Origin of the sequence: Mesorhizobium australicum WSM2073 (genome assembly GCF_000230995.2) — a bacterium.
GTDB lineage: Bacteria > Pseudomonadota > Alphaproteobacteria > Rhizobiales > Rhizobiaceae > Mesorhizobium > Mesorhizobium australicum.
Genome location: NC_019973.1, coordinates 349,658 through 366,722, shown reverse-complemented (window position 1 = coordinate 366,722; position 17,065 = coordinate 349,658). Strand labels below are relative to the sequence as shown.

General features: G+C 63.7%; 16 protein-coding genes. 6 read left to right on the top strand and 10 right to left on the bottom strand.

Annotated features, from left to right (window positions below):
- The first annotated feature begins 3 nt into the window (after window positions 1–3).
- Window positions 4–1,014 (top strand): xanthine dehydrogenase accessory protein XdhC, encoded by a 1,011-nt coding sequence (gene xdhC / locus MESAU_RS01670; protein ID WP_015314315.1) that lies wholly within the window; start codon window positions 4–6, stop codon window positions 1,012–1,014.
- Here the strand turns inward: xdhC and MESAU_RS01665 are convergent.
- From MESAU_RS01665 to MESAU_RS01655, 3 genes are all read right to left on the bottom strand, one after another.
- On the bottom strand, window positions 1,011–2,258 hold the full coding sequence (locus tag MESAU_RS01665; protein WP_015314314.1) for an LLM class flavin-dependent oxidoreductase: 1,248 nt from the start codon (window positions 2,256–2,258) through the stop codon (window positions 1,011–1,013). The two genes, xdhC and MESAU_RS01665, sit on opposite strands and share 4 nt — an antisense overlap.
- On the bottom strand, window positions 2,255–3,247 hold the full coding sequence (locus tag MESAU_RS01660; protein ID WP_015314313.1) for an LLM class flavin-dependent oxidoreductase: 993 nt from the start codon (window positions 3,245–3,247) through the stop codon (window positions 2,255–2,257). The genes MESAU_RS01665 and MESAU_RS01660 overlap by 4 nt, the downstream gene beginning before the upstream one ends.
- An 89-nt stretch (window positions 3,248–3,336) precedes the next feature.
- A complete protein-coding gene (locus MESAU_RS01655) occupies window positions 3,337–4,257 on the bottom strand; it encodes a LysR family transcriptional regulator (protein ID WP_015314312.1) in 921 nt (306 codons plus the stop codon).
- A gap of 132 nt (window positions 4,258–4,389) precedes the next feature.
- Here MESAU_RS01655 and MESAU_RS01650 point away from each other — a divergent pair, with 132 nt between their 5' ends.
- The 4 genes from MESAU_RS01650 to MESAU_RS01635 all read left to right on the top strand — a co-directional run bounded on the left by MESAU_RS01650 (window position 4,390) and on the right by MESAU_RS01635 (window position 8,953).
- On the top strand, window positions 4,390–5,607 hold the full coding sequence (locus MESAU_RS01650) for a urate hydroxylase PuuD (RefSeq protein ID WP_015314311.1): 1,218 nt from the start codon (window positions 4,390–4,392) through the stop codon (window positions 5,605–5,607).
- Between the two features lie 2 nt (window positions 5,608–5,609).
- Window positions 5,610–6,923, top strand: coding sequence for a guanine deaminase (gene guaD / locus MESAU_RS01645; protein WP_015314310.1), 1,314 nt, complete (start codon window positions 5,610–5,612; stop codon window positions 6,921–6,923).
- 76 nt (window positions 6,924–6,999) lie between these two features.
- Entirely contained in the window at window positions 7,000–7,506 is a 507-nt protein-coding gene (locus MESAU_RS01640; protein ID WP_015314309.1) for a heme-degrading domain-containing protein, read from the top strand.
- Between the two features lie 181 nt (window positions 7,507–7,687).
- The gene (locus tag MESAU_RS01635; RefSeq protein WP_041163250.1) at window positions 7,688–8,953 is read left to right on the top strand and encodes a glycerate kinase type-2 family protein; all 1,266 of its coding nucleotides are present in this window, start codon (window positions 7,688–7,690) and stop codon (window positions 8,951–8,953) included.
- A 9-nt stretch (window positions 8,954–8,962) separates the two neighbouring features.
- Here the strand turns inward: MESAU_RS01635 and MESAU_RS01630 are convergent, their stop codons facing one another.
- The 4 genes from MESAU_RS01630 to MESAU_RS01615 all read right to left on the bottom strand — a co-directional run bounded on the left by MESAU_RS01630 (window position 8,963) and on the right by MESAU_RS01615 (window position 14,552).
- Window positions 8,963–10,432, bottom strand: a complete 1,470-nt coding sequence (locus tag MESAU_RS01630) for a UdgX family uracil-DNA binding protein (protein WP_015314307.1) — start codon at window positions 10,430–10,432, stop codon at window positions 8,963–8,965.
- Between the two features lie 2 nt (window positions 10,433–10,434).
- A complete protein-coding gene (locus tag MESAU_RS01625) occupies window positions 10,435–11,670 on the bottom strand; it encodes a putative DNA modification/repair radical SAM protein (RefSeq protein ID WP_015314306.1) in 1,236 nt (411 codons plus the stop codon).
- Between the two features lie 84 nt (window positions 11,671–11,754).
- Complete coding sequence (locus tag MESAU_RS01620; protein WP_015314305.1) at window positions 11,755–13,140, bottom strand: glutamine synthetase family protein; 1,386 nt, start codon at window positions 13,138–13,140, stop codon at window positions 11,755–11,757.
- Window positions 13,141–13,172: 32 nt separating this feature from the next.
- Window positions 13,173–14,552, bottom strand: a complete 1,380-nt coding sequence (locus MESAU_RS01615; RefSeq protein ID WP_015314304.1) for an aspartate aminotransferase family protein — start codon at window positions 14,550–14,552, stop codon at window positions 13,173–13,175.
- Window positions 14,553–14,709: 157 nt separating this feature from the next.
- On the opposite strand from MESAU_RS01615, the gene MESAU_RS01610 reads away from it, so the two are divergent.
- The gene (locus tag MESAU_RS01610; RefSeq protein WP_015314303.1) at window positions 14,710–15,162 is read left to right on the top strand and encodes a hypothetical protein; all 453 of its coding nucleotides are present in this window, start codon (window positions 14,710–14,712) and stop codon (window positions 15,160–15,162) included.
- A gap of 13 nt (window positions 15,163–15,175) precedes the next feature.
- Here the strand turns inward: MESAU_RS01610 and MESAU_RS01605 are convergent, their stop codons facing one another.
- The 3 genes from MESAU_RS01605 to MESAU_RS01595 form a co-directional block, all read right to left on the bottom strand.
- Window positions 15,176–16,150, bottom strand: a complete 975-nt coding sequence (locus tag MESAU_RS01605; RefSeq protein WP_015314302.1) for a WD40 repeat domain-containing protein — start codon at window positions 16,148–16,150, stop codon at window positions 15,176–15,178.
- 101 nt (window positions 16,151–16,251) lie between these two features.
- The gene (locus tag MESAU_RS01600) at window positions 16,252–16,779 is read right to left on the bottom strand and encodes a hypothetical protein (RefSeq protein WP_015314301.1); all 528 of its coding nucleotides are present in this window, start codon (window positions 16,777–16,779) and stop codon (window positions 16,252–16,254) included.
- Window positions 16,776–17,054: a type II toxin-antitoxin system TacA family antitoxin gene (locus tag MESAU_RS01595; protein ID WP_015314300.1), complete on the bottom strand. Its 279-nt coding sequence runs from the start codon at window positions 17,052–17,054 to the stop codon at window positions 16,776–16,778. The genes MESAU_RS01600 and MESAU_RS01595 overlap by 4 nt, the downstream gene beginning before the upstream one ends.
- Between the last annotated feature and the right edge of the window lie 11 nt (window positions 17,055–17,065).

Below are 17,065 nucleotides of genomic sequence, written 5' to 3'. Positions count from 1 at the left end.
ACCATGAACTCGAACGTGCAAAGCTTGAAAACCTTTCTCGGCAGCGCCGCGCGACTTGCCCTGGTCGAAGTGGCCGGTACCAAGGGCTCGACGCCGCGTGAGAAGGGCGCTTTCATGCTTGTTTCGCCTGCGGCGATCTTTGGCACGATCGGCGGTGGTCAGCTCGAATACATGGCGATCGACAGAGCCAGGCAGATGCTCATCTCCCCCCTCGAGGGGGAGATGGCCGCGAAGCGGCCAGAGGGGGTCCTCGCAGGAGGCACCGCAAGGGGGTCGAGCACTGCCGCAACGACCCCACCCGGCGGCTTCGCCGCCACCCTCCCCTCGAGGGGGAGGGGAACCCGCATCGAAGTCGACGAAATCTGCGCCACGCTCGATGTGCCGCTTGGGCCGGAGATCGGCCAGTGCTGTGGCGGGCGCGTCGAGGTGCTGATCCGGCTGGTCGATGCAGCGCTGGCCGCCGAACTGGTTGCGGCGGCGGAAGCCGAGGAAGCCCATCTGCCGCACGTCTACATCTTCGGCGGCGGCCATGTCGGCCAGGCGCTCGCGTCTACGGTAGCGCTTCTTCCCGTGCACGGTGTCGTCATCGAGACGCGGGCCGAGGCGCTGGAAGGCATGCCGGAAACCATCGAGACGCGGCTGACGCCGATGCCGGAAGCCGAGGTGCGCAACGCCCCGGCCGGCACCGCCTTCGCCATCCTCACCCATGACCACGCGCTCGATTTCCTGATCGTCGCCGAAGCACTGAAACGCGGCGACGCTGCCTATGTCGGCATGATCGGCTCGAAGACCAAGAAGGCGACATTCAGAAACTGGTTCCTAAAATCGGCGGACGGCGCGGAGACTGAATTTGCCCGGCTCGTCTCGCCGATCGGCGGCGACGCCGTCAAGGACAAGCGCCCGCAGGTGATCGCCGCACTGGCGGCCGCCGAGATCATGACGGCTCTAGTCGTGCACGGGGCGGCCTCGAACCCAGGGCATCACGCTCCGCATGGCAAGGCGATGGCCGGCTAGCTCGGTCGCTTCAAGCCCAGATGCGCACGCAGCGTGGTGCCTTCATACTCCATGCGGAATAGGCCACGCCGCTGCAGTTCCGGCACCACCAGCGCGGCAAAGGCATCGAGCTCGCCAGGGAAATAAGCGGGCATGACGTTGAAGCCGTCGGCGGCACCGCCTTCGAACCGCGCCTGCAACTCGTCCGCGACTTGGGCCGCTGTCCCGACGATGCGCCAATGCCCGCGCGCCCCGGCGAAATGCCGCGCTAGCTGGCGAATGGAAAGACCGTCGCGGCGCGATTGCTCGACGACCAGGGCCTGGCGGCTTTTCATGCCCTCGCTCTCGGGCAGTTCGGGCAGCGGTCCGTCGATCGGATAGCGCCAGAGGTCGGAGATGCTGAGATAGCTGGACAGCAGCGTTACGCCGACATCGTCCGGGATAAGTTCCTGCAGTTCCTCGAATTTCTCGCGCGCTTCGGCCTCGGTTTCCGCCACCACGGGCGCGACGCCGGGCATGATTTTGATGTCGTCGGGCTCGCGCCCATGGGCCGCCATGCGCCCCTTGAGGTCGTCGTAGAAGGCCTTCGCCTCCTCGAAGGTCTGTGCGGCCGTGAACACCACGTCGGCGGTGCGGGCGGCGAGGTCACGGCCGACATCCGAGGCGCCGGCCTGGACCATGACAGGCGCGCCCTGTGGCGAAGACGGCAGATCGAGCGGGTCGCGCACCGAAAAACTCTGGCCGACATGGCCTGATGCTTTGCCGTGCCACAGCCCGGTGACAACCTCGGCGAACTCACGCGCCCGCTCATAGCGGTCGGCGTGAGGCTTGAGGCCCGTCGCACCGAAATTGGCGGCTTCGATCGGGCTGGCCGACGTGACCAGATTCCAGCCGGCCCGGCCGCCGCTCAGATGGTCGAGGGACAGGAAGGTCCGCGCCAGGCCGTAAGGCTCGTTGTAGCTGGTCGATGCCGTGGACACGAGGCCGATGCGGGTGGTCTGGACGGCCAGCGCCGAAAGCAGGCTGATCGGCTCGAAGCCGATCGAGCGCGACGTCTGGCTGGCGATGCCGACATTGGCCTCGCGCAGGCCGGCGGCGTCCTCGCAGAAGATCATGTCGAACTTGGCGGCTTCCGCCGTGCGCGCCAGTGCGATGTAGTGATCGATGTCGATGCCAGCGGTCACATGCGTCTTGGGATGGCGCCAGGCGGCGATGTGATGGCCCGTCGCCCACAGGAAGACACCGAGCTTCATGCGCGCGCTCATCGGTCACCTCCGCCGGCAAGGCCGAGATGCGCGCGCATGGTTGTTCCGACGTGGTTCTCTCGAAACAAGCCGCGTCGCCGCAGTTCGGGCAAAACGTGATGGACGAAATCATCGAGCACCGCAGGCTCCGGTGACATCAAGATGTTAAACCCATCGCAACTTTTCGCCCGAAATTGTTCCTCCAGCCTGTCGGCCAGCCCGATGATGCCTTCGCTGGGAAGCGATATGCAGGTCAGCACCTTCACGGTATCCGGTTCGCTCCCGCACATGGAAACGCGGTGCCGGAAGTCGTCATAGCGTGCCTTACTCTCTACCGCCGGCCATTCGTCCCATACGATGATGTCCGCGGCGCGGGCGGCGATGTCGAAGTCGGCCTCCGACAGACCGGACAGCACCAGCACCGGCGTGTCCTGCGGCGAGCGTGCGACGTTCAGCGGGCCGCGCACGGAGAAGAATTCGCCCTTGTGGTCGAGGAGGTGCATCTTTTCGGGGTCGTGGAAGCGGCCGCCGCTCTTGTCGAACAGGAGCGCGTCCGCATCCCAGCCGTTCCACAGGCGCTGGACGACGGCGATATATTCCTCGGCGCGGCGGCGAAAATCGTCATCGGAGAACTCTTCCGGTCGGCTGAAATTGCCTGCTTCGTCTGGCGCTTGCGTCATGGTCGCATTCCAGCCGGCGCGGCCATGGCTGATGATGTCGAGCGAAGCAAAACGGCGCGCCAGATTGTACGGCTGGTGAGCAACGGTCGAGGCCGCGGCGACAAGGCCGATCTTTTCGGTCACGGTCGCCAGCGCGGCGACGAGGGTGGTTGCTTCGAACGGGCTGGTCGACCGCTCGCCGTCCGGCAAGGAATCCGAGATCATGACAATCTCGATACCGGCCGTCTCCGCCTTCCGCACGAAGGCGGAGATCTCACCGAATGTCAGACCGGCCTGCCCTGTGGCAGAAGCAATGTCGAGCGAAACGGCGAGATGCATCTTGCGGCCCATCTGGCTGCCAGCGACGTCGCACAGCCATCCGGCTCCAACCTAGGCCGGCTTTCGGGCAAGGCAACCGGATCCGATGGGCCAGGAGCCCGTCACTTGCCGGCCAGGATGTCCTTGATCAGCCGCTGGCAGCGCTCCGCCATGAAGTCGAGCAGCAGGCGCACCTTGGGATCCTGCAGCTTCTTGTGCGGATATACGGCAGCGAACTGCACCGGCGTAGGCGGGGTGCTGGCGAGAATGACCTTCAGCCGCCGGTCGCGGATGAACGGCTCGACCTCGAAGCGCGGCTTGTTGATGATACCGCGTCCCGACAGAGCCCAACCGGTCAGCACGTCGCCGTCATCGGTGTCGTAGGGCCCGTGCACTTCGAATTTTTGCTGGCCGGCCGGCGTTTGCAAGGTCCAGACATATTCGCGTGCGCCGGAATAGCGCAGCATCAGGCAGTCATGTCTCCTGCCGATCAATTCCTGCGGATCCATGGGCTCGCCGCGTGCCTCAAGATATTTGGGTGCGGCGACCAACACACGTTCGCATTCCATGATGCCGCGCATCCGAAGGCTGGAGTCCTCGATGATGCCGAGCCGGAAGGCGACATCGATGCCCTCTTTCATGATGTCGACATTGTGGTCCGAGAGCCTGAGCCGCACCTCGATATCAGGGTATTTGTCGTGAAAATCGGGAATGCCCGAGGCCACCAGCCGCCGGCCGAGCCCAAGCGGCGCCGTCACCTTGATGGTGCCGCGCGGCTGGCCGGACAGTGCCGAGACGGCCGCCTCCGCTTCAGTGATCGCCTCCAGAACCTGCTTCGCGCCCGAGTAGAACACGGTGCCGTGCTCGGTCGGCATCAACTGCCGTGTCGTGCGGTTGAACAGCCGGACGCCGAGATGCTTCTCCAGTTCCTTGATACGGTTCGAGGCGACCGCCGGCGAAATGCGCATGTCGCGCCCGGCCGCCGACAGATTGCCGAGCTCGACGACGCGGACGAAGACGGCGATGTTGTCGAGATAGGCCATGCGGAGCACCTTCGCCGGTTTGCAGGGATCAACCTAGTATTTTCCAATTTTTTTTGAAAGTCATCGCACACCTCGCCTCTTTCCGTTTACGCGCCACACCTTAAAGTCGCGTCATCGGCAGGGACGACTTCAATGATGGATTTCGCGATTTTCTGGGACTGGCTGAGCTTCGCCGTGCGCTGGCTGCACGTCGTCACCGGCATCGCCTGGATCGGCTCGTCCTTCTATTTCGTCGCGCTCGATCTGGGCCTGCGCCAGCGACCAGGCATGCCCGTCGGCGCCTTCGGCGAGGAATGGCAGGTGCATGGCGGTGGCTTCTACCACATCCAGAAATATCTGGTGGCGCCGGCCGAGATGCCCGAGCATCTGACCTGGTTCAAGTGGGAATCCTACGCCACCTGGCTGTCCGGTTTCGCCATGCTGTGCGTGGTTTATTACGCCGGAGCGGACCTGTTCCTGATCGATCCCAATGTGCTGCCGATGTCGGTGCCAATAGGCATCCTGCTGTCGATGGCGACGATCGGCGTCGGCTGGGTGGTCTATGATCTCCTGTGCCGCTCGCCGCTCGGCAAAAGCGACACCGGCCTGATGCTGGTTCTCTATTGCGTGCTGGTGTTCATCGCCTGGGGACTGACGCATCTGTTCACCGGCCGCGCCGCCTTCCTGCATCTTGGCGCCATCACCGCGACGATCATGTCGGCCAATGTCTTCATGGTCATCATTCCGAACCAGAAGATCGTCGTCGCCGACCTCATCGCAGGACGCAAGCCGGATCCGAAGTACGGCAAGATCGCCAAGCAGCGTTCGCTCCACAACAACTATCTGACGCTCCCCGTGCTGTTCCTGATGCTGTCGAACCACTATCCGCTGGCGTTCGGGACGCAGTTCAACTGGGTCATCGCCTCGCTGGTGTTCATCATCGGTGTCTTGATCCGCCACTATTTCAACAGCGTGCACAAACGTGCCGGCAACCCGCACTGGACCTGGCTGGGCGCCCTTGTCCTGTTCCTCATCATCATCTGGCTGTCGACCGTGCCGAAGGTGCTGACCGGTGAACCCAAGGTTTCCGCCTCGGCGCAAGTCTATATCGCTTCGGCGCATTTCCCGGCGGTGCGCGACACCGTGCTTGGCCGCTGCTCGATGTGCCATGCCGCGGAGCCGGTCTACGAGGGCATCTACCACGCGCCCAAGGGGGTGATGCTGGATACGGACGCGGGCATTGCTGATCATGCCCGCGAGATTTACCTGCAGGCAGGCCGCAGCCACGCCATGCCGCCCGCCAATGTCACAGAGATCACCGACAAGGAGCGGGCGCTGCTGGTCGCCTGGTTCGAAGGCGCGGGGAAATAAGCATGACCTCGACACTTCTGCGCGGCCGCACGCTGTCCTTCGTGCGCTGGCCGCTAGCCATCGACGACCACTCCGCCTGGCGCTACGAGGAAGATGGTGGCCTGCTGATAAGCGGCGGCAGGATCGTTGCATCGGGCGCCTACGCCGATGTCGAGAAACAGGCGGGCGAGGGGACAAAAAAAATCGATCACCGGCCGCATCTGTTGCTGCCGGGCTTCATCGATGCCCATGTGCATTTCCCGCAGATGCAGATCATCGCTTCCTATGGCGCCGAACTGCTCGACTGGCTGAACACCTACACCTTTCCAGAGGAAACAAAATTCGCCAACGCGCAGCATGGCCGCCGCATCGCGCGCCTGTTCCTTGATGAGACGGTGCGCCATGGCACGACGACGGTCGCCGCTTACTGTTCGGTGCACAAGGCGTCGGCGGAAGCCTTCTTCGCCGAGTCGCACGCGCGCGACATGCTCAACATCGCCGGCAAGGTGATGATGGACCGCAACGCGCCCGAAGGCGTGCTCGACACACCGCAATCCGGCTATGACGACACCAAGGCGCTGATCGCCGAGTGGCACGGCAAGGGCCGCCAGCTTTATGCCATCACGCCACGCTTCGCCATCACCTCCTCACCGGAGCAGATGGAGATGGCCGGCGCGCTGTGCCGCGAACATCCCGACCTGCACATGCAGACGCATCTGTCGGAAAACCACGCCGAGATCGCCTTCACGCAACAGCTCTACCCCTGGTCGCGCGACTACACCGATGTGTACGAACATTACGGGCTGCTTGGCAAAAAGAGCCTGTTCGGTCATTGCATTCATTTGTCGGAGCGTGAGGCGGACGCGCTGTCGGACAGCGGTTCGGTGGCGGTATTCTGCCCGACCTCCAACCTGTTCCTCGGCTCCGGCCTGTTCGACTATCAGCGCTTTCGCTGCCGCGACAAGCCATTGCGCATCGCGACCGCCACCGATGTCGGCGGCGGCACCAACTATTCGATGCTGCGTACCATGGAAGAGGGCTACAAGGTAATCGCGCTCAATGGTGAGAAGCTCAACCCGTTCCAGTCATTCTGGCAGATCACGCGTGGCAACGCCGAGGCGCTGTCGGTGGCGGACAGGATCGGCACGCTGGAGGATGGCACCGACGCCGATATCGTCGTGCTCGATGCCAGGGCGACGCCGGCGATGCGGCTCAGGATGGAAACGGTCGAGACGCTGGCGCAGGAACTGTTCCTGCTGCAGACGCTGGGAGACGACCGCGCGGTGCGCGAGGTCTATGTCGCGGGGCGGCCTGCCAAGAGCGACATCGCAATTTAGCACTGCGGCGTGTTCCCCGCTTGACCCGGCGGCAGCCATCGGTCAAAGCGTGCGGCGAAGTTGACAGGGGAACGACATGGCCGTTGCTGACGACATCGCTCTGATCAAGAGACAGGAAGAGACGCTTGTCTTCACGGCCTTCGACGAGGCTGTCGCCTTCGAGATCGGTTCGGCCATCCGCGACCGGGCGCTCCGGGAAGACTTGCCCATCATCGTCGACATCAGGACCTTCGACCGGCCGCTGTTCTATGCCGCGATGCCGGGCTCGAACGCTTCCAATCCCGACTGGGCGCGGCGCAAAATCAATGTCGTGAAGCGCTATCTCAGAAGCACTTACCGGCTGGTGCTGGAGCAGCAGCGCCCCGACCGCACCTTCAAGATCGGCGAGGGGCTCGATATTGCTGACTATGTGTTGGCCGGCGGCGGCTTTCCGGTTGCGGTCAAGGGCGTCGGTGTCATCGGCGTGATCGCGGTCTCTGGCCTGCCTGAGCGCCAGGATCATGGCGTGGTGGTCGATGCGCTGTGCGATTACCTGGCCATCGATGCAGGCCAGCTTGCTCTGCCGCCGGAAGAAAAATCGTGACGTCAGCGCTGCCCCTCCCCCTCACCCTCACCCTCTCCCCGTATAGAGACGGGGAGAGGGGCGTACCAACGCTGGAGCGCTTCCCTTCTCCCCGTCACTATACGGGGAGAAGGTGCCGGCAGGCGGATGAGGGGCGGGGCCAGCCTTGCGGCTATTCGCAAATCGCCGATGGCAGCCAAGGATGACCGTGCTCGATCCCGAATCCTTCCTCATCTCCATCTTCGACGCCGCCGTCGCGGCCGCCGATCCGGAAAAGACCATTCGCGATCATTTGCCGGCAAAGCCGAAGGGCCGCACCATCGTCATCGGTGCCGGCAAGGGCTCGGCGCAGATGGCGGCGGCCTTCGAGAAGGTCTGGGATGAGACGATCGAAGGCCTGGTCGTTACCCGCTACGGCTATGGCGCCAAATGCGAGCGCATCGAGATCATCGAGGCCGCACACCCGGTGCCGGACGCTGCCGGGCTCGAGGCCTCGCGGCGCCTGCTGGAGAAGGTGCAAGGGCTGACAGCGGACGATCTGGTCGTGGCGCTGATTTCCGGCGGCGGTTCGGCGCTGCTGCCGTCTCCGGCCGCCGGCCTGACGCTGGCCGACGAGATCGCCGTCAACGAGGCGCTGCTTGCCTCCGGCGCGCCGATCGCGGCGATGAATACCATCCGCAAACACCTCTCCACCATCAAAGGCGGCCGGCTGGCTGCCGCGGCCTGGCCGGCCAAGGTGGTGTCGCTGGTGGTCTCCGACATCCCCGGCGACAATCCGGCCCTTGTCGCCTCCGGCCCAACCGTTCCCGATGTCGGCAGCCGTGAGAATGCCCTGGCTTCTATATCAGCCTATGGCATGAAACTGCCGGACGCGGTCATGGCGCATATCCAGTCGCCGGCGGCCGACGCCCCAGATCCCGGCGATCAGCGCTTTGCGCGCAACGAGGTGCATCTGATCGCATCGGCCGGCGTGTCGCTGGAAGCGGCAGCGGTGGAAGCGAGGCGGCAAGGCATCGAAGCCGTCATCCTCTCCGATGCCATCGAAGGCGAAGCACGCGAGGTCGGCGGCGTCCACGCGGCCATCGCCCGCGAAGTGGCGACGCGCAACCGGCCCTTCCAAAAGCCGGTTCTGATCCTCTCGGGCGGGGAGACCACCGTCACGCTGCGGGCCAAAGGCAAGGGTGGCCGCAATTCGGAATTCCTGCTTGCCTTCGCCATTGGCATCAATGGCATCGAAGGCATTCACGCCCTGGCGGCCGACACTGACGGCATCGACGGCTCGGAAGACAATGCCGGCGCCTTCGCCGACGGCTCGACCGTTTCGCGCATGCGCGCGGCGGGTGTGGATGCCAAGGCGATGCTGGCCAGAAACAATGCCTGGACGGCCTTCAATGCCGTTGGCGATCTCTTCGTGCCCGGCCCGACCGGCACGAACGTGAACGATCTCCGAGCAATTCTCATCCGCTAAACCGGCAGATCAAGCCGCTATCAGCTTCTTCACCTGCTTCATATCCTGCAAAAACCGCTCGCGTTCGGCTTCTTTGCCGGCGCGATCCCGAATGCGCAGGATGAAGGAGGGATGGATGGTGAGGAAGACACGCAAGCCATCCTCGCGTTCGATCACCTGGCCCCGCATCTTGGTCACCGGGACCGCCTTGCCAAGCAGGGATAGCGCCGCCGTGGCGCCGAGCGCCACGGCGAGATTCGGCTTGATCAGGTCAAACTCGTGGTCTAGCCACCAGCGGCAGGCTTGAACCTCGCCGACATTCGGCTTGGAGTGGATGCGGCGTTTTCCGCGCGGTTCGAATTTGAAGTGCTTGACCGCGTTGGTGACGTAGACCTTCAGCCGGTCGACCCCGGCATCGTCCAATATGGCATCGAAAACCTTGCCCGCCGGGCCGACGAACGGCTGGCCGGCGAGGTCTTCCTGGTCGCCCGGCTGTTCGCCGACGAAAATCACCTTGGCGTTGTCAGGCCCTTCGCCGAATACGGTCTGCGTCGCATCGCGCCAAAGCGGACAGCGGCGGCATCCCTTGGCGGCCTCGCGCAATTCGGAAACCGTGTGCGCGGCATCGTCCTCAGGCGCTTCGGTAGGCTCATGCTTAGGCCAGTGCCTCGCCTGCACCTTGGCGTGGTGCGGCGCGGGCATTGTCGGCATCTTCGCAATCATATCCCTGGCGGCCTCGTCCGCTCCTGCGATCAAGTCAGGAATGAGCGAGGCCTCGGGAAGGTTCCGCCAATATTTCTTCGGCATCTCCTTTTGCATGGCCTTCACCTTGAGGCGTGCCGGATTGAAGATGTTCTCGAAATAAGTCCTCCACAGCGTCTCGGTATCGTCCTTGTCTGGCGCATCGCCCTTGGCCGCGCCCGGCCCGATCGCCAGCCTCTCGCCATCCCAATCGGCGGACGCGTAAGGCGTCAGGATCGTCCAGCGCATGCCGGTAAAACGCCTGACGAAGAAATCCGCATTGCGCTCGACGATGAAATGGTCGGGTTCGAACCAGGCGACATAGCGTTCATCCTCACCGTCACCGATCTTCCGGAAGCGGACGAAGGCGTGCATCTTGTGGCTGTCGCGCCGCACCGCCTTTTCCATGGTTTCAAGCCGTTTGGTGTCGGGATCCGATGCGATCGCCAGCAATTTGGGCTCGGTGCGCAGCCGCCACAGCAGCCTGTAGAGAAAGGCGAAACGTCCGGGATCGGAATGGCAGAAGGCGGTCTCGGCGTGGCCGATGAAATCGCGTGGCACAATGAGCTCAGCGCCCTGCGGCACGTCAGGCAAGTCGCTTGGCGGCCGGTCAAGACCGGCTACGACATGCCAGCTGATGTCCTCGGGTCTGACCTCATTCAACGCCAGCCGCCGAGCCGCGTCGCGCCAGCCGGCGAAATCGGTCTGGCTTTCAAGCCAAACGGTGTGGCGGGTGAGGTCGAGCTCGGCCGGCCGCATCGTCAAAACAGCGCCAGTTGTTCGCAGGATTGCACGATCTTGCCGCGCAGTCCGGCCTTGTCTGTGAGCGCGCCTGGCGACCAGCCTTCGGCGATGATGAAGGGCTTGAGCTTGGCGATCGAATGGCAGAGCCGGCCGACATCCTCGAGCCGCAGTCGCCGGTAGCGGCGGGTTTCGAGGATTTTCGCGACCACCTTGGTTCCCAGGCCAGGCACGCGCAACAGCGCTTCGCGGTCGGCGCGGTTGACGTCGACGGGGAAACGTCCCCGGTTGCGCAGCGCCCAGGCAAGTTTCGGATCGATGGCGAGATCGAGCATGCCATCGCTGCTGTCGGCCAGGATTTCAGGCTGCGAAAATCCGTAGAAGCGAATCAGCCAGTCGGCCTGGTAGAGTCGGTGTTCGCGCATCAGCGGCGGCTTCCGGAGCGGCAGCGATGACGAGGAATCGGGGATCGGACTGAAGGCCGAGTAATAGACGCGCCGCAAATGGTAGCTGCCATACAACCGGGCGCTGGCGTGCAGGATGCCGTCGTCGGAGGTGTTGTCCGCGCCAATGATCATCTGCGTCGACTGGCCACCCGGGGCGAAGCGTTCGCGTTTTTTGGTCCGCAATGTCGGCTCGGCTTTTTCCTCCATTTTCCGGCGCAAATTGGCCATGGAAAGCCGGATTGTCTCCGGCCTCTTTTCCGGCGCCAGCTTCTTCACGCCCTCGTCGGTGGGCAATTCGACATTGATCGACAGGCGGTCGGCATAGAGCCCGGCCCTCTCGATCAGGTCCGCCGAACTCTCGGGGATGGTTTTGAGATGGATGTAGCCGGAGAATTTTTCCTCCAGCCGCAGCCGCCGCGCCACCTCGACCATCTCGCCCATGGTCTCGTCAGGCGAACGGATGACGCCCGAGGACAGGAAAAGCCCTTCGATATAATTGCGCCGGTAGAAATCCATGGTCAGCTTCACCACCTCGTCGATGCCGAAGCGGGCGCGCCGGACATTCGAGGACGAGCGATTGATGCAATAGCTGCAGTCGTAGATGCAGAAATTGGTCAGCAGGATTTTCAGCAGCGAGATGCAGCGGCCGTCCGGCGCGTAGGAATGGCAGATGCCCATGCCTTCGGTGGAGCCGATGCCGCCGGATTTCAAAGAGTCCTTTTTCGCCGCGCCCGATGAGGCGCAGGAGGAGTCGTATTTGGCGGCGTCGGACAGGATTGCCAGTTTCTCACGAACAGGGAGTGCGCTCATTTGTTCATGATATGTTCCGGAAGGCCAATGCGCCAGCTCATTTGATGGTGACGGCGAAAAAGTGATCGCCGCCGGTCCCCCGCATCAGACTTCGTGCAGATAGAGATGATAGTCCAGCTCGCTCACCGTGCGCGCCACGCGCAGGTACTCGGACTGCTTGATCGCCACAAAGGTGCGGTGCAGGTCCTCGCCGAGCGCGCCCTTCAGGAAGCTGGACGCCTTGGCCGCTTCGATGGCGGCCCGCCAATCGGCCGGCATCGTCGTGCGGGTGACGGCCGCTTCATAGCCATTGCCGGTCGTTTCGGGGCCGGGATCGAGCCCTTCGTCGAGGCCCTTGACGATGCCGGCAAGCACCGTCGCGGCAATCAGATACGGATTGGCGTCGACGCCTGATGGACGATGCTCGATGCGCCGGTTCTTTGCATCGCCGGCCGGCACGCGCAACGCCACCGAGCGGTTGTTGACGCCCCAGCTCGGCGCCACCGGCGCATAGGATTGCGAGACGAAGCGCCGCCAGGAATTGGCATGCGGCGCAAACACCAGCATTGATTCCGCCATGGTCTGGATCAGCCCGCCGAGGCCACGCAGCAGCGGCAGCGACCAGCTCTCGCCGGCGGCTTCCGCAAAGACGTTTCGGCCGCCCTTGTCCTGCAGCGAGACATGGAAATGCATACCGGAGCCGGCATATTTCTCGATCGGCTTGGCCATGAAGCAGGCGGTGACACCATGGCGGCGCGCCTGCGCCCGCACCAGCCGCTTCAGCATGACCAGATCGTCGGCCGCCCGCATCACGTCCTTGCGGTAATTCAGCGTCAGTTCGTACTGGCCGGGCGCATATTCGGAAATCACCGTCTCGGCCGGAATGCCTTGCGCCTTGGCGGCGGCGTAGATGTCGGAGAACAACGGCTCCATGCCGTGCAGATGGTCGACTGAATAAACTTCGGTCTTGCCCGAGACGCGGCCATCGAGCACCGCGCGCGCCGGCTGCACCTTGCCGTCGGCGTCGCGCTCATTGGCCAGCAGAAAAAACTCGAGCTCGAAGGCACCGGCGGGATAGAGTCCCTTGGCCGCCAATATGCCGACCTGCCGGGCAAGCGCCAGCCGCGGATCCGACGACATTGGCTGGCCGTCGAGATGATACATCGCCATCAGCAGTTGGCCGCGCGGTGGCTTCGTGCCGTAAAGCGGCACCAGCGTGCCCGGAATCGGCCAGGCCCTCAGATCGCCGTCGCCGCTGTCCCAGATCAGCCCGGTTTCGTGCACATCCTCGCCGGTGATGTCGAGGCCGAGAATGGAGATCGGCATATGCCGGCCGCCCTCGAAAATGCTTTTCAGCTCATGCCTGCGCACGATCTTGCCGCGCCCCACACCATTGGCGTCGGTCAGCACGATATCGAAGGCTTCGATCTCGGGATGGGCGTCGAGGAAGGCTTGCGCCTCGGTGGGCGTCGAGCCCGAAGGTGAGGTCATGATCGCACTCAAATTTGGCTTGGGCGCTTGTCTCACGCCGAAAGCTTTGCCGCAACCGCGCCGAACGCGGCGATCAGCCGGTTGACCTGGGTGCCTGACGTTGCCGGCGAGATCAGCATCATGTTGTGGAACGGTGCGATCAGCACGCCGCGATTGACCAATGCGACATGGATGGCAGCCTCCAGTTCCGGCGCATGCGCAATTTCCGCCTCGGCACCATTGCGCAGCGGGCCGGGCGCGCAGATGAACTCGACGCGTGCCCCGACGCGGGAGACATGCCAGGGCAGATTGTAACGATCGATCACGCCGTTCAGCCCGGCATCGAGCCGCCGCGCCAGATGATCCATGCGGTCGTAATTCTCTTGCGTCATCACCTCCTCGAGCGTGGCGCGCATGGCGGCGAACTGCAGCGGGTTGGCCGACAGCGTCGTGCCCATGCCGGAATATCCCGGCTCTTTCGTCCTGTTATAGTCGGCATAGCGCGAGGCGACCTCCTCGCTCATGCCCCAGACGCTCGCCGGAACGCCGCCGGCAATCGGCTTGCCGAGCACGAACAAGTCGGGCTCCAGCCCATATTTACTGGTGTAACCACCAGGACCGGTCGAGATCGTATGCGTCTCGTCGATCAAGAGCAGGGTGCCGGCTTCACGCGTCAATTTTCGCAGCGCATCATGGTAGCCAGGGTCGGCAAGTACCATGCAGGAATTGGTCAGCACCGGCTCGGCGATGACGCAGGCAACGTCCCTGTCCTTGAGCGCGGCTTCCAGTGCGGCAACGTCGTTGAACTCGATGACGTTGGCCGTGCGGGTCAGGTCGCGGAATTCGCCCGCCAGTCCCGGCCGGTTGACGGGCTTGCCGTCGATCAGCCGCACCATCGTCTCGTCCACCGAGCCGTGATAGCAGCCGTTGAAGACCAGGATCTTCTCCCTGGAGGTGACGGCGCGGGCGACGCGCAGCGCAAAGCGATTGGCGTCGGTCGCCGTGGTCGCGATCTGCCAGAACGGCAGGCCGAAGCGCTGCTGCAGCAGCGGCCCGATGGCCAGCGCATCCTCGGAAGGCAGCATATAGGTCAGGCCGCGCCCGGCCTGGCGGCGAATGGCGCGCGCCACCGGTGGAGGCGAATGGCCAAACATCGAACCGGTGTCGCCGAGGCAGAAATCGTCGAGCTTGTTGCCGTCCATGTCGGCGATCGTGGCGCCTCGGGCGCTGTCGACCAGGATCGGAAACGGTGTCGGCCAATCGTTCATCCAGTGCATCGGCACGCCGCCGAAGAAGCCGGGCAGGCCGTTGCCGACCTTGGTTTGTGATCTCGGCCGCGCCTCGCGAAAGGCTGCCCCCTCCGTCTCGCGCAATTGCGCGATGCGGTCGCGGCTGATCCCGCCGATGGTCTTTGAACTATCGCTGCCGTGCATGAAAATCCCTCTGGCTCATTCCTACTTACCCAATCCACCTCCGCAACGGCAATTGGCCGTGCGTCCGTTCTGCATTGGCTCAGTCGCCTGCGGCGGGCGCTTGACCCCACTTGCGAAGTCGGCGCCAATGCTGTCGGCAACGACAAGCGGGGAAAGAATGCGGACGATCATCTGCGTGACCATGCTCTTCCTGTCGGCCGGTACGGCGTTCGCGACCGGCGGTATCTGGTGCACCGTCGATGATCCACAGGTCAAATTCCAGGTTGATGCCGGCGTCACCACGGGCATGGGCGGCCCGACTTTCAATTTCCGCGGCGACCTCGAAATCAAGGCAAGGCCCACGGGTGATCCATTGCGCAAGACGGTGTTCGAGGATGCGAACCTCACCCAGTATTGGCTCGACGACAAGGAACTGCGGCTAAACATCTACCACGAGCAGCAGGTCGCCAAGATCTACAGTTCGGTCGAATTGACGATCCTGACCAGGGCCAGCGACGAGGGCGTCTATGACGGGCATTACAAGCTCGCTGTCTATGACAGCACCGCCGACAAGGAAAGCGACGGCAAGCCCGTCGATCTGACCGGCAAGATCTCCTGCGGGGCCGAGTGATCGGCCATCCCGGCTAGGCCGTGATGTCGATGACGCCACAGTCGCCGGCGGCGCTGCCGAAGGCGACGCGGCGTTCTTCCCTGTCCCACATCATCGTGGTGATGGCGCCCTTGCCCGGTCGCCGCAAAAGCACTTCTTTGGCGTCGGAAAAGCGCACGGCCATCACCATGCCGTCGTCGTAACCGACTGCGACGACGTCCTGGCTCGGATGGCAGGCGACCGCCGTCACCATGGCATTGCCGCGCGTGCCGAGTTCCAGCGGCGCCTTGCCCATCGGGCCGTCCTTGCCCGAAAACGGCCAGACGATCGCCGCCGGCGCGCCGGAACTGGCCAGCCACTTGCCTTTCACGCTCCATGACAGGCTTTTGACCTTGCCGGGATAGCCGCTCATGCGCATGTGCTTGCCGTCGGCCAGCTTCCAGCCATGCAGGGCGTTTTCCTGCATGGTGGTGACCAGAAAGGCGCCGTCCGGCGAGAAGGTGATGCCGGTGTGCGCGCCCGCCCATTCCAGTTCCACCGGCTTGCCCTCGGCGGCGGGGAAATGCAGCGTCGCGCCATTGTAGCGGGCGACGCCGAAGCGCATGCCCTTGGGCGAGAAGGCCAGCCCCTCGACCGAGCGCGGATGGGCAAATTCCCGGGTCTTGCCATCGGCGAAGCGCACGAAGGCGGTCTTGCCCGTGGCATAGGCGATGGCTCCTTGCGGCCCGGCGGCAACGCTGGTGATCCATTTTTTTCCCGCGTTCGCCACCTCCTGGGTCTCGCCGCCGGCTTTCACGGCAAAAACCTTGCCGTCCTCGCCGCCGGTGATCAGCCGGTCGTTGGCCGCGTCATGGAAGGCGGCAAGCAGCCCGTCATTGGCCTGCACCGTCTTGTGGCCATTGTCGAGCCGATGGACAGCACCATCGGCCAGCGCGAAATGCGGCACGTCGCCGAGGAAGACGGCGGCGACGCAATGGCCTTCGAGATCAAGCGGGGCAACTGTGGGCATGGGTTATCTTTGTTCGACTGGATTAGAATTGTAGAGGCGGCTTACTCGACGTTTGCGGTTCCGACAACCATCGGGATTGGCAAGTGATGAAGGGGCAGGCGTCAAAGCAGCCCCTTGGCTCGTAGATCCGCAGCGAATGCTGCCAACGGCATTACCAGAGTCAAATCCGATCCTGTGAGACGCTCGGCGCCGTAGCTTGCATACCACTTTGCCGCCCGCTCGCTCTTGGCGTCGATGATGAGCAGAATGCCGCCCCCTTCTCCCGCAAGCCGCAGGCAGCGCAATGCCGCCGCGGCAAGCAACTGACCTCCGAGGCCTTGCCCGGCGACGGTGCGATCGGTGGCAAGACGGCCAAGCTTGAAGCCGGAAACTTCGTGTCGTGCCAAGCCTCTCGTCAGGGCTGCGGGAACGGCTTCATGAGCGACGGCGGACGGCGCGATCGTATAAAAACCGAGTACACGTTCCGAAGCTGTATCGCCGATCGCGCAGAAGGTCTTGGCCGCATTCTGATCATGACTCTGTCGCGCGAACCGCTGCAGAAATTCGTTCATCTGCAGGTCGCCACAATCGAAGGACGCTCGATCGTGGCGTTTTGCTATTGGCTCCTCGTGCCAGGACGGAAGAGTCACAAAGTGTCCGGCAAGGCCGCAATCGCCGCCTTGAGCCTGGCGTTGGGTTTTGGCGGGTGTTCCAGCAGGTCCAGGATGCGCTTAAAGTCGCGGTCGGACACCTTCGTCACTTCAGCCGCATCAATCACCGCCTGCGCCGCAGGCACGATCTTATCGAGGATGAAGTCTGCCATGTCTTTGTGCGAGAGCGCAGCGGCGCGCGCGATCATCGCCTTCTCCGAAGGGGGAATGCGGATTTGGTAGCGCTCGGTCTTGTTGTCCGCAGGTCTAGGCATGGTCATTCCTC

Excerpts from the sequence above, each read along its gene's own strand:
- xdhC (WP_015314315.1), top strand. The coding sequence starts at position 4 with ATGAACTCGAACGTGCAAAGCTTGAAAACCTTTCTCGGCAGCGCCGCG.
- MESAU_RS01665 (WP_015314314.1), bottom strand. The coding sequence starts at position 2,258 with ATGAGCGCGCGCATGAAGCTCGGTGTCTTCCTGTGGGCGACGGGCCAT.
- MESAU_RS01660 (WP_015314313.1), bottom strand. The coding sequence starts at position 3,247 with ATGGGCCGCAAGATGCATCTCGCCGTTTCGCTCGACATTGCTTCTGCC.
- MESAU_RS01655 (WP_015314312.1), bottom strand. The coding sequence starts at position 4,257 with ATGGCCTATCTCGACAACATCGCCGTCTTCGTCCGCGTCGTCGAGCTC.
- MESAU_RS01650 (WP_015314311.1), top strand. The coding sequence starts at position 4,390 with ATGATGGATTTCGCGATTTTCTGGGACTGGCTGAGCTTCGCCGTGCGC.
- guaD (WP_015314310.1), top strand. The coding sequence starts at position 5,610 with ATGACCTCGACACTTCTGCGCGGCCGCACGCTGTCCTTCGTGCGCTGG.
- MESAU_RS01640 (WP_015314309.1), top strand. The coding sequence starts at position 7,000 with ATGGCCGTTGCTGACGACATCGCTCTGATCAAGAGACAGGAAGAGACG.
- MESAU_RS01635 (WP_041163250.1), top strand. The coding sequence starts at position 7,688 with ATGACCGTGCTCGATCCCGAATCCTTCCTCATCTCCATCTTCGACGCC.
- MESAU_RS01630 (WP_015314307.1), bottom strand. The coding sequence starts at position 10,432 with ATGCGGCCGGCCGAGCTCGACCTCACCCGCCACACCGTTTGGCTTGAA.
- MESAU_RS01625 (WP_015314306.1), bottom strand. The coding sequence starts at position 11,670 with ATGAGCGCACTCCCTGTTCGTGAGAAACTGGCAATCCTGTCCGACGCC.
- MESAU_RS01620 (WP_015314305.1), bottom strand. The coding sequence starts at position 13,140 with ATGACCTCACCTTCGGGCTCGACGCCCACCGAGGCGCAAGCCTTCCTC.
- MESAU_RS01615 (WP_015314304.1), bottom strand. The coding sequence starts at position 14,552 with ATGCACGGCAGCGATAGTTCAAAGACCATCGGCGGGATCAGCCGCGAC.
- MESAU_RS01610 (WP_015314303.1), top strand. The coding sequence starts at position 14,710 with ATGCGGACGATCATCTGCGTGACCATGCTCTTCCTGTCGGCCGGTACG.
- MESAU_RS01605 (WP_015314302.1), bottom strand. The coding sequence starts at position 16,150 with ATGCCCACAGTTGCCCCGCTTGATCTCGAAGGCCATTGCGTCGCCGCC.
- MESAU_RS01595 (WP_015314300.1), bottom strand. The coding sequence starts at position 17,054 with ATGCCTAGACCTGCGGACAACAAGACCGAGCGCTACCAAATCCGCATT.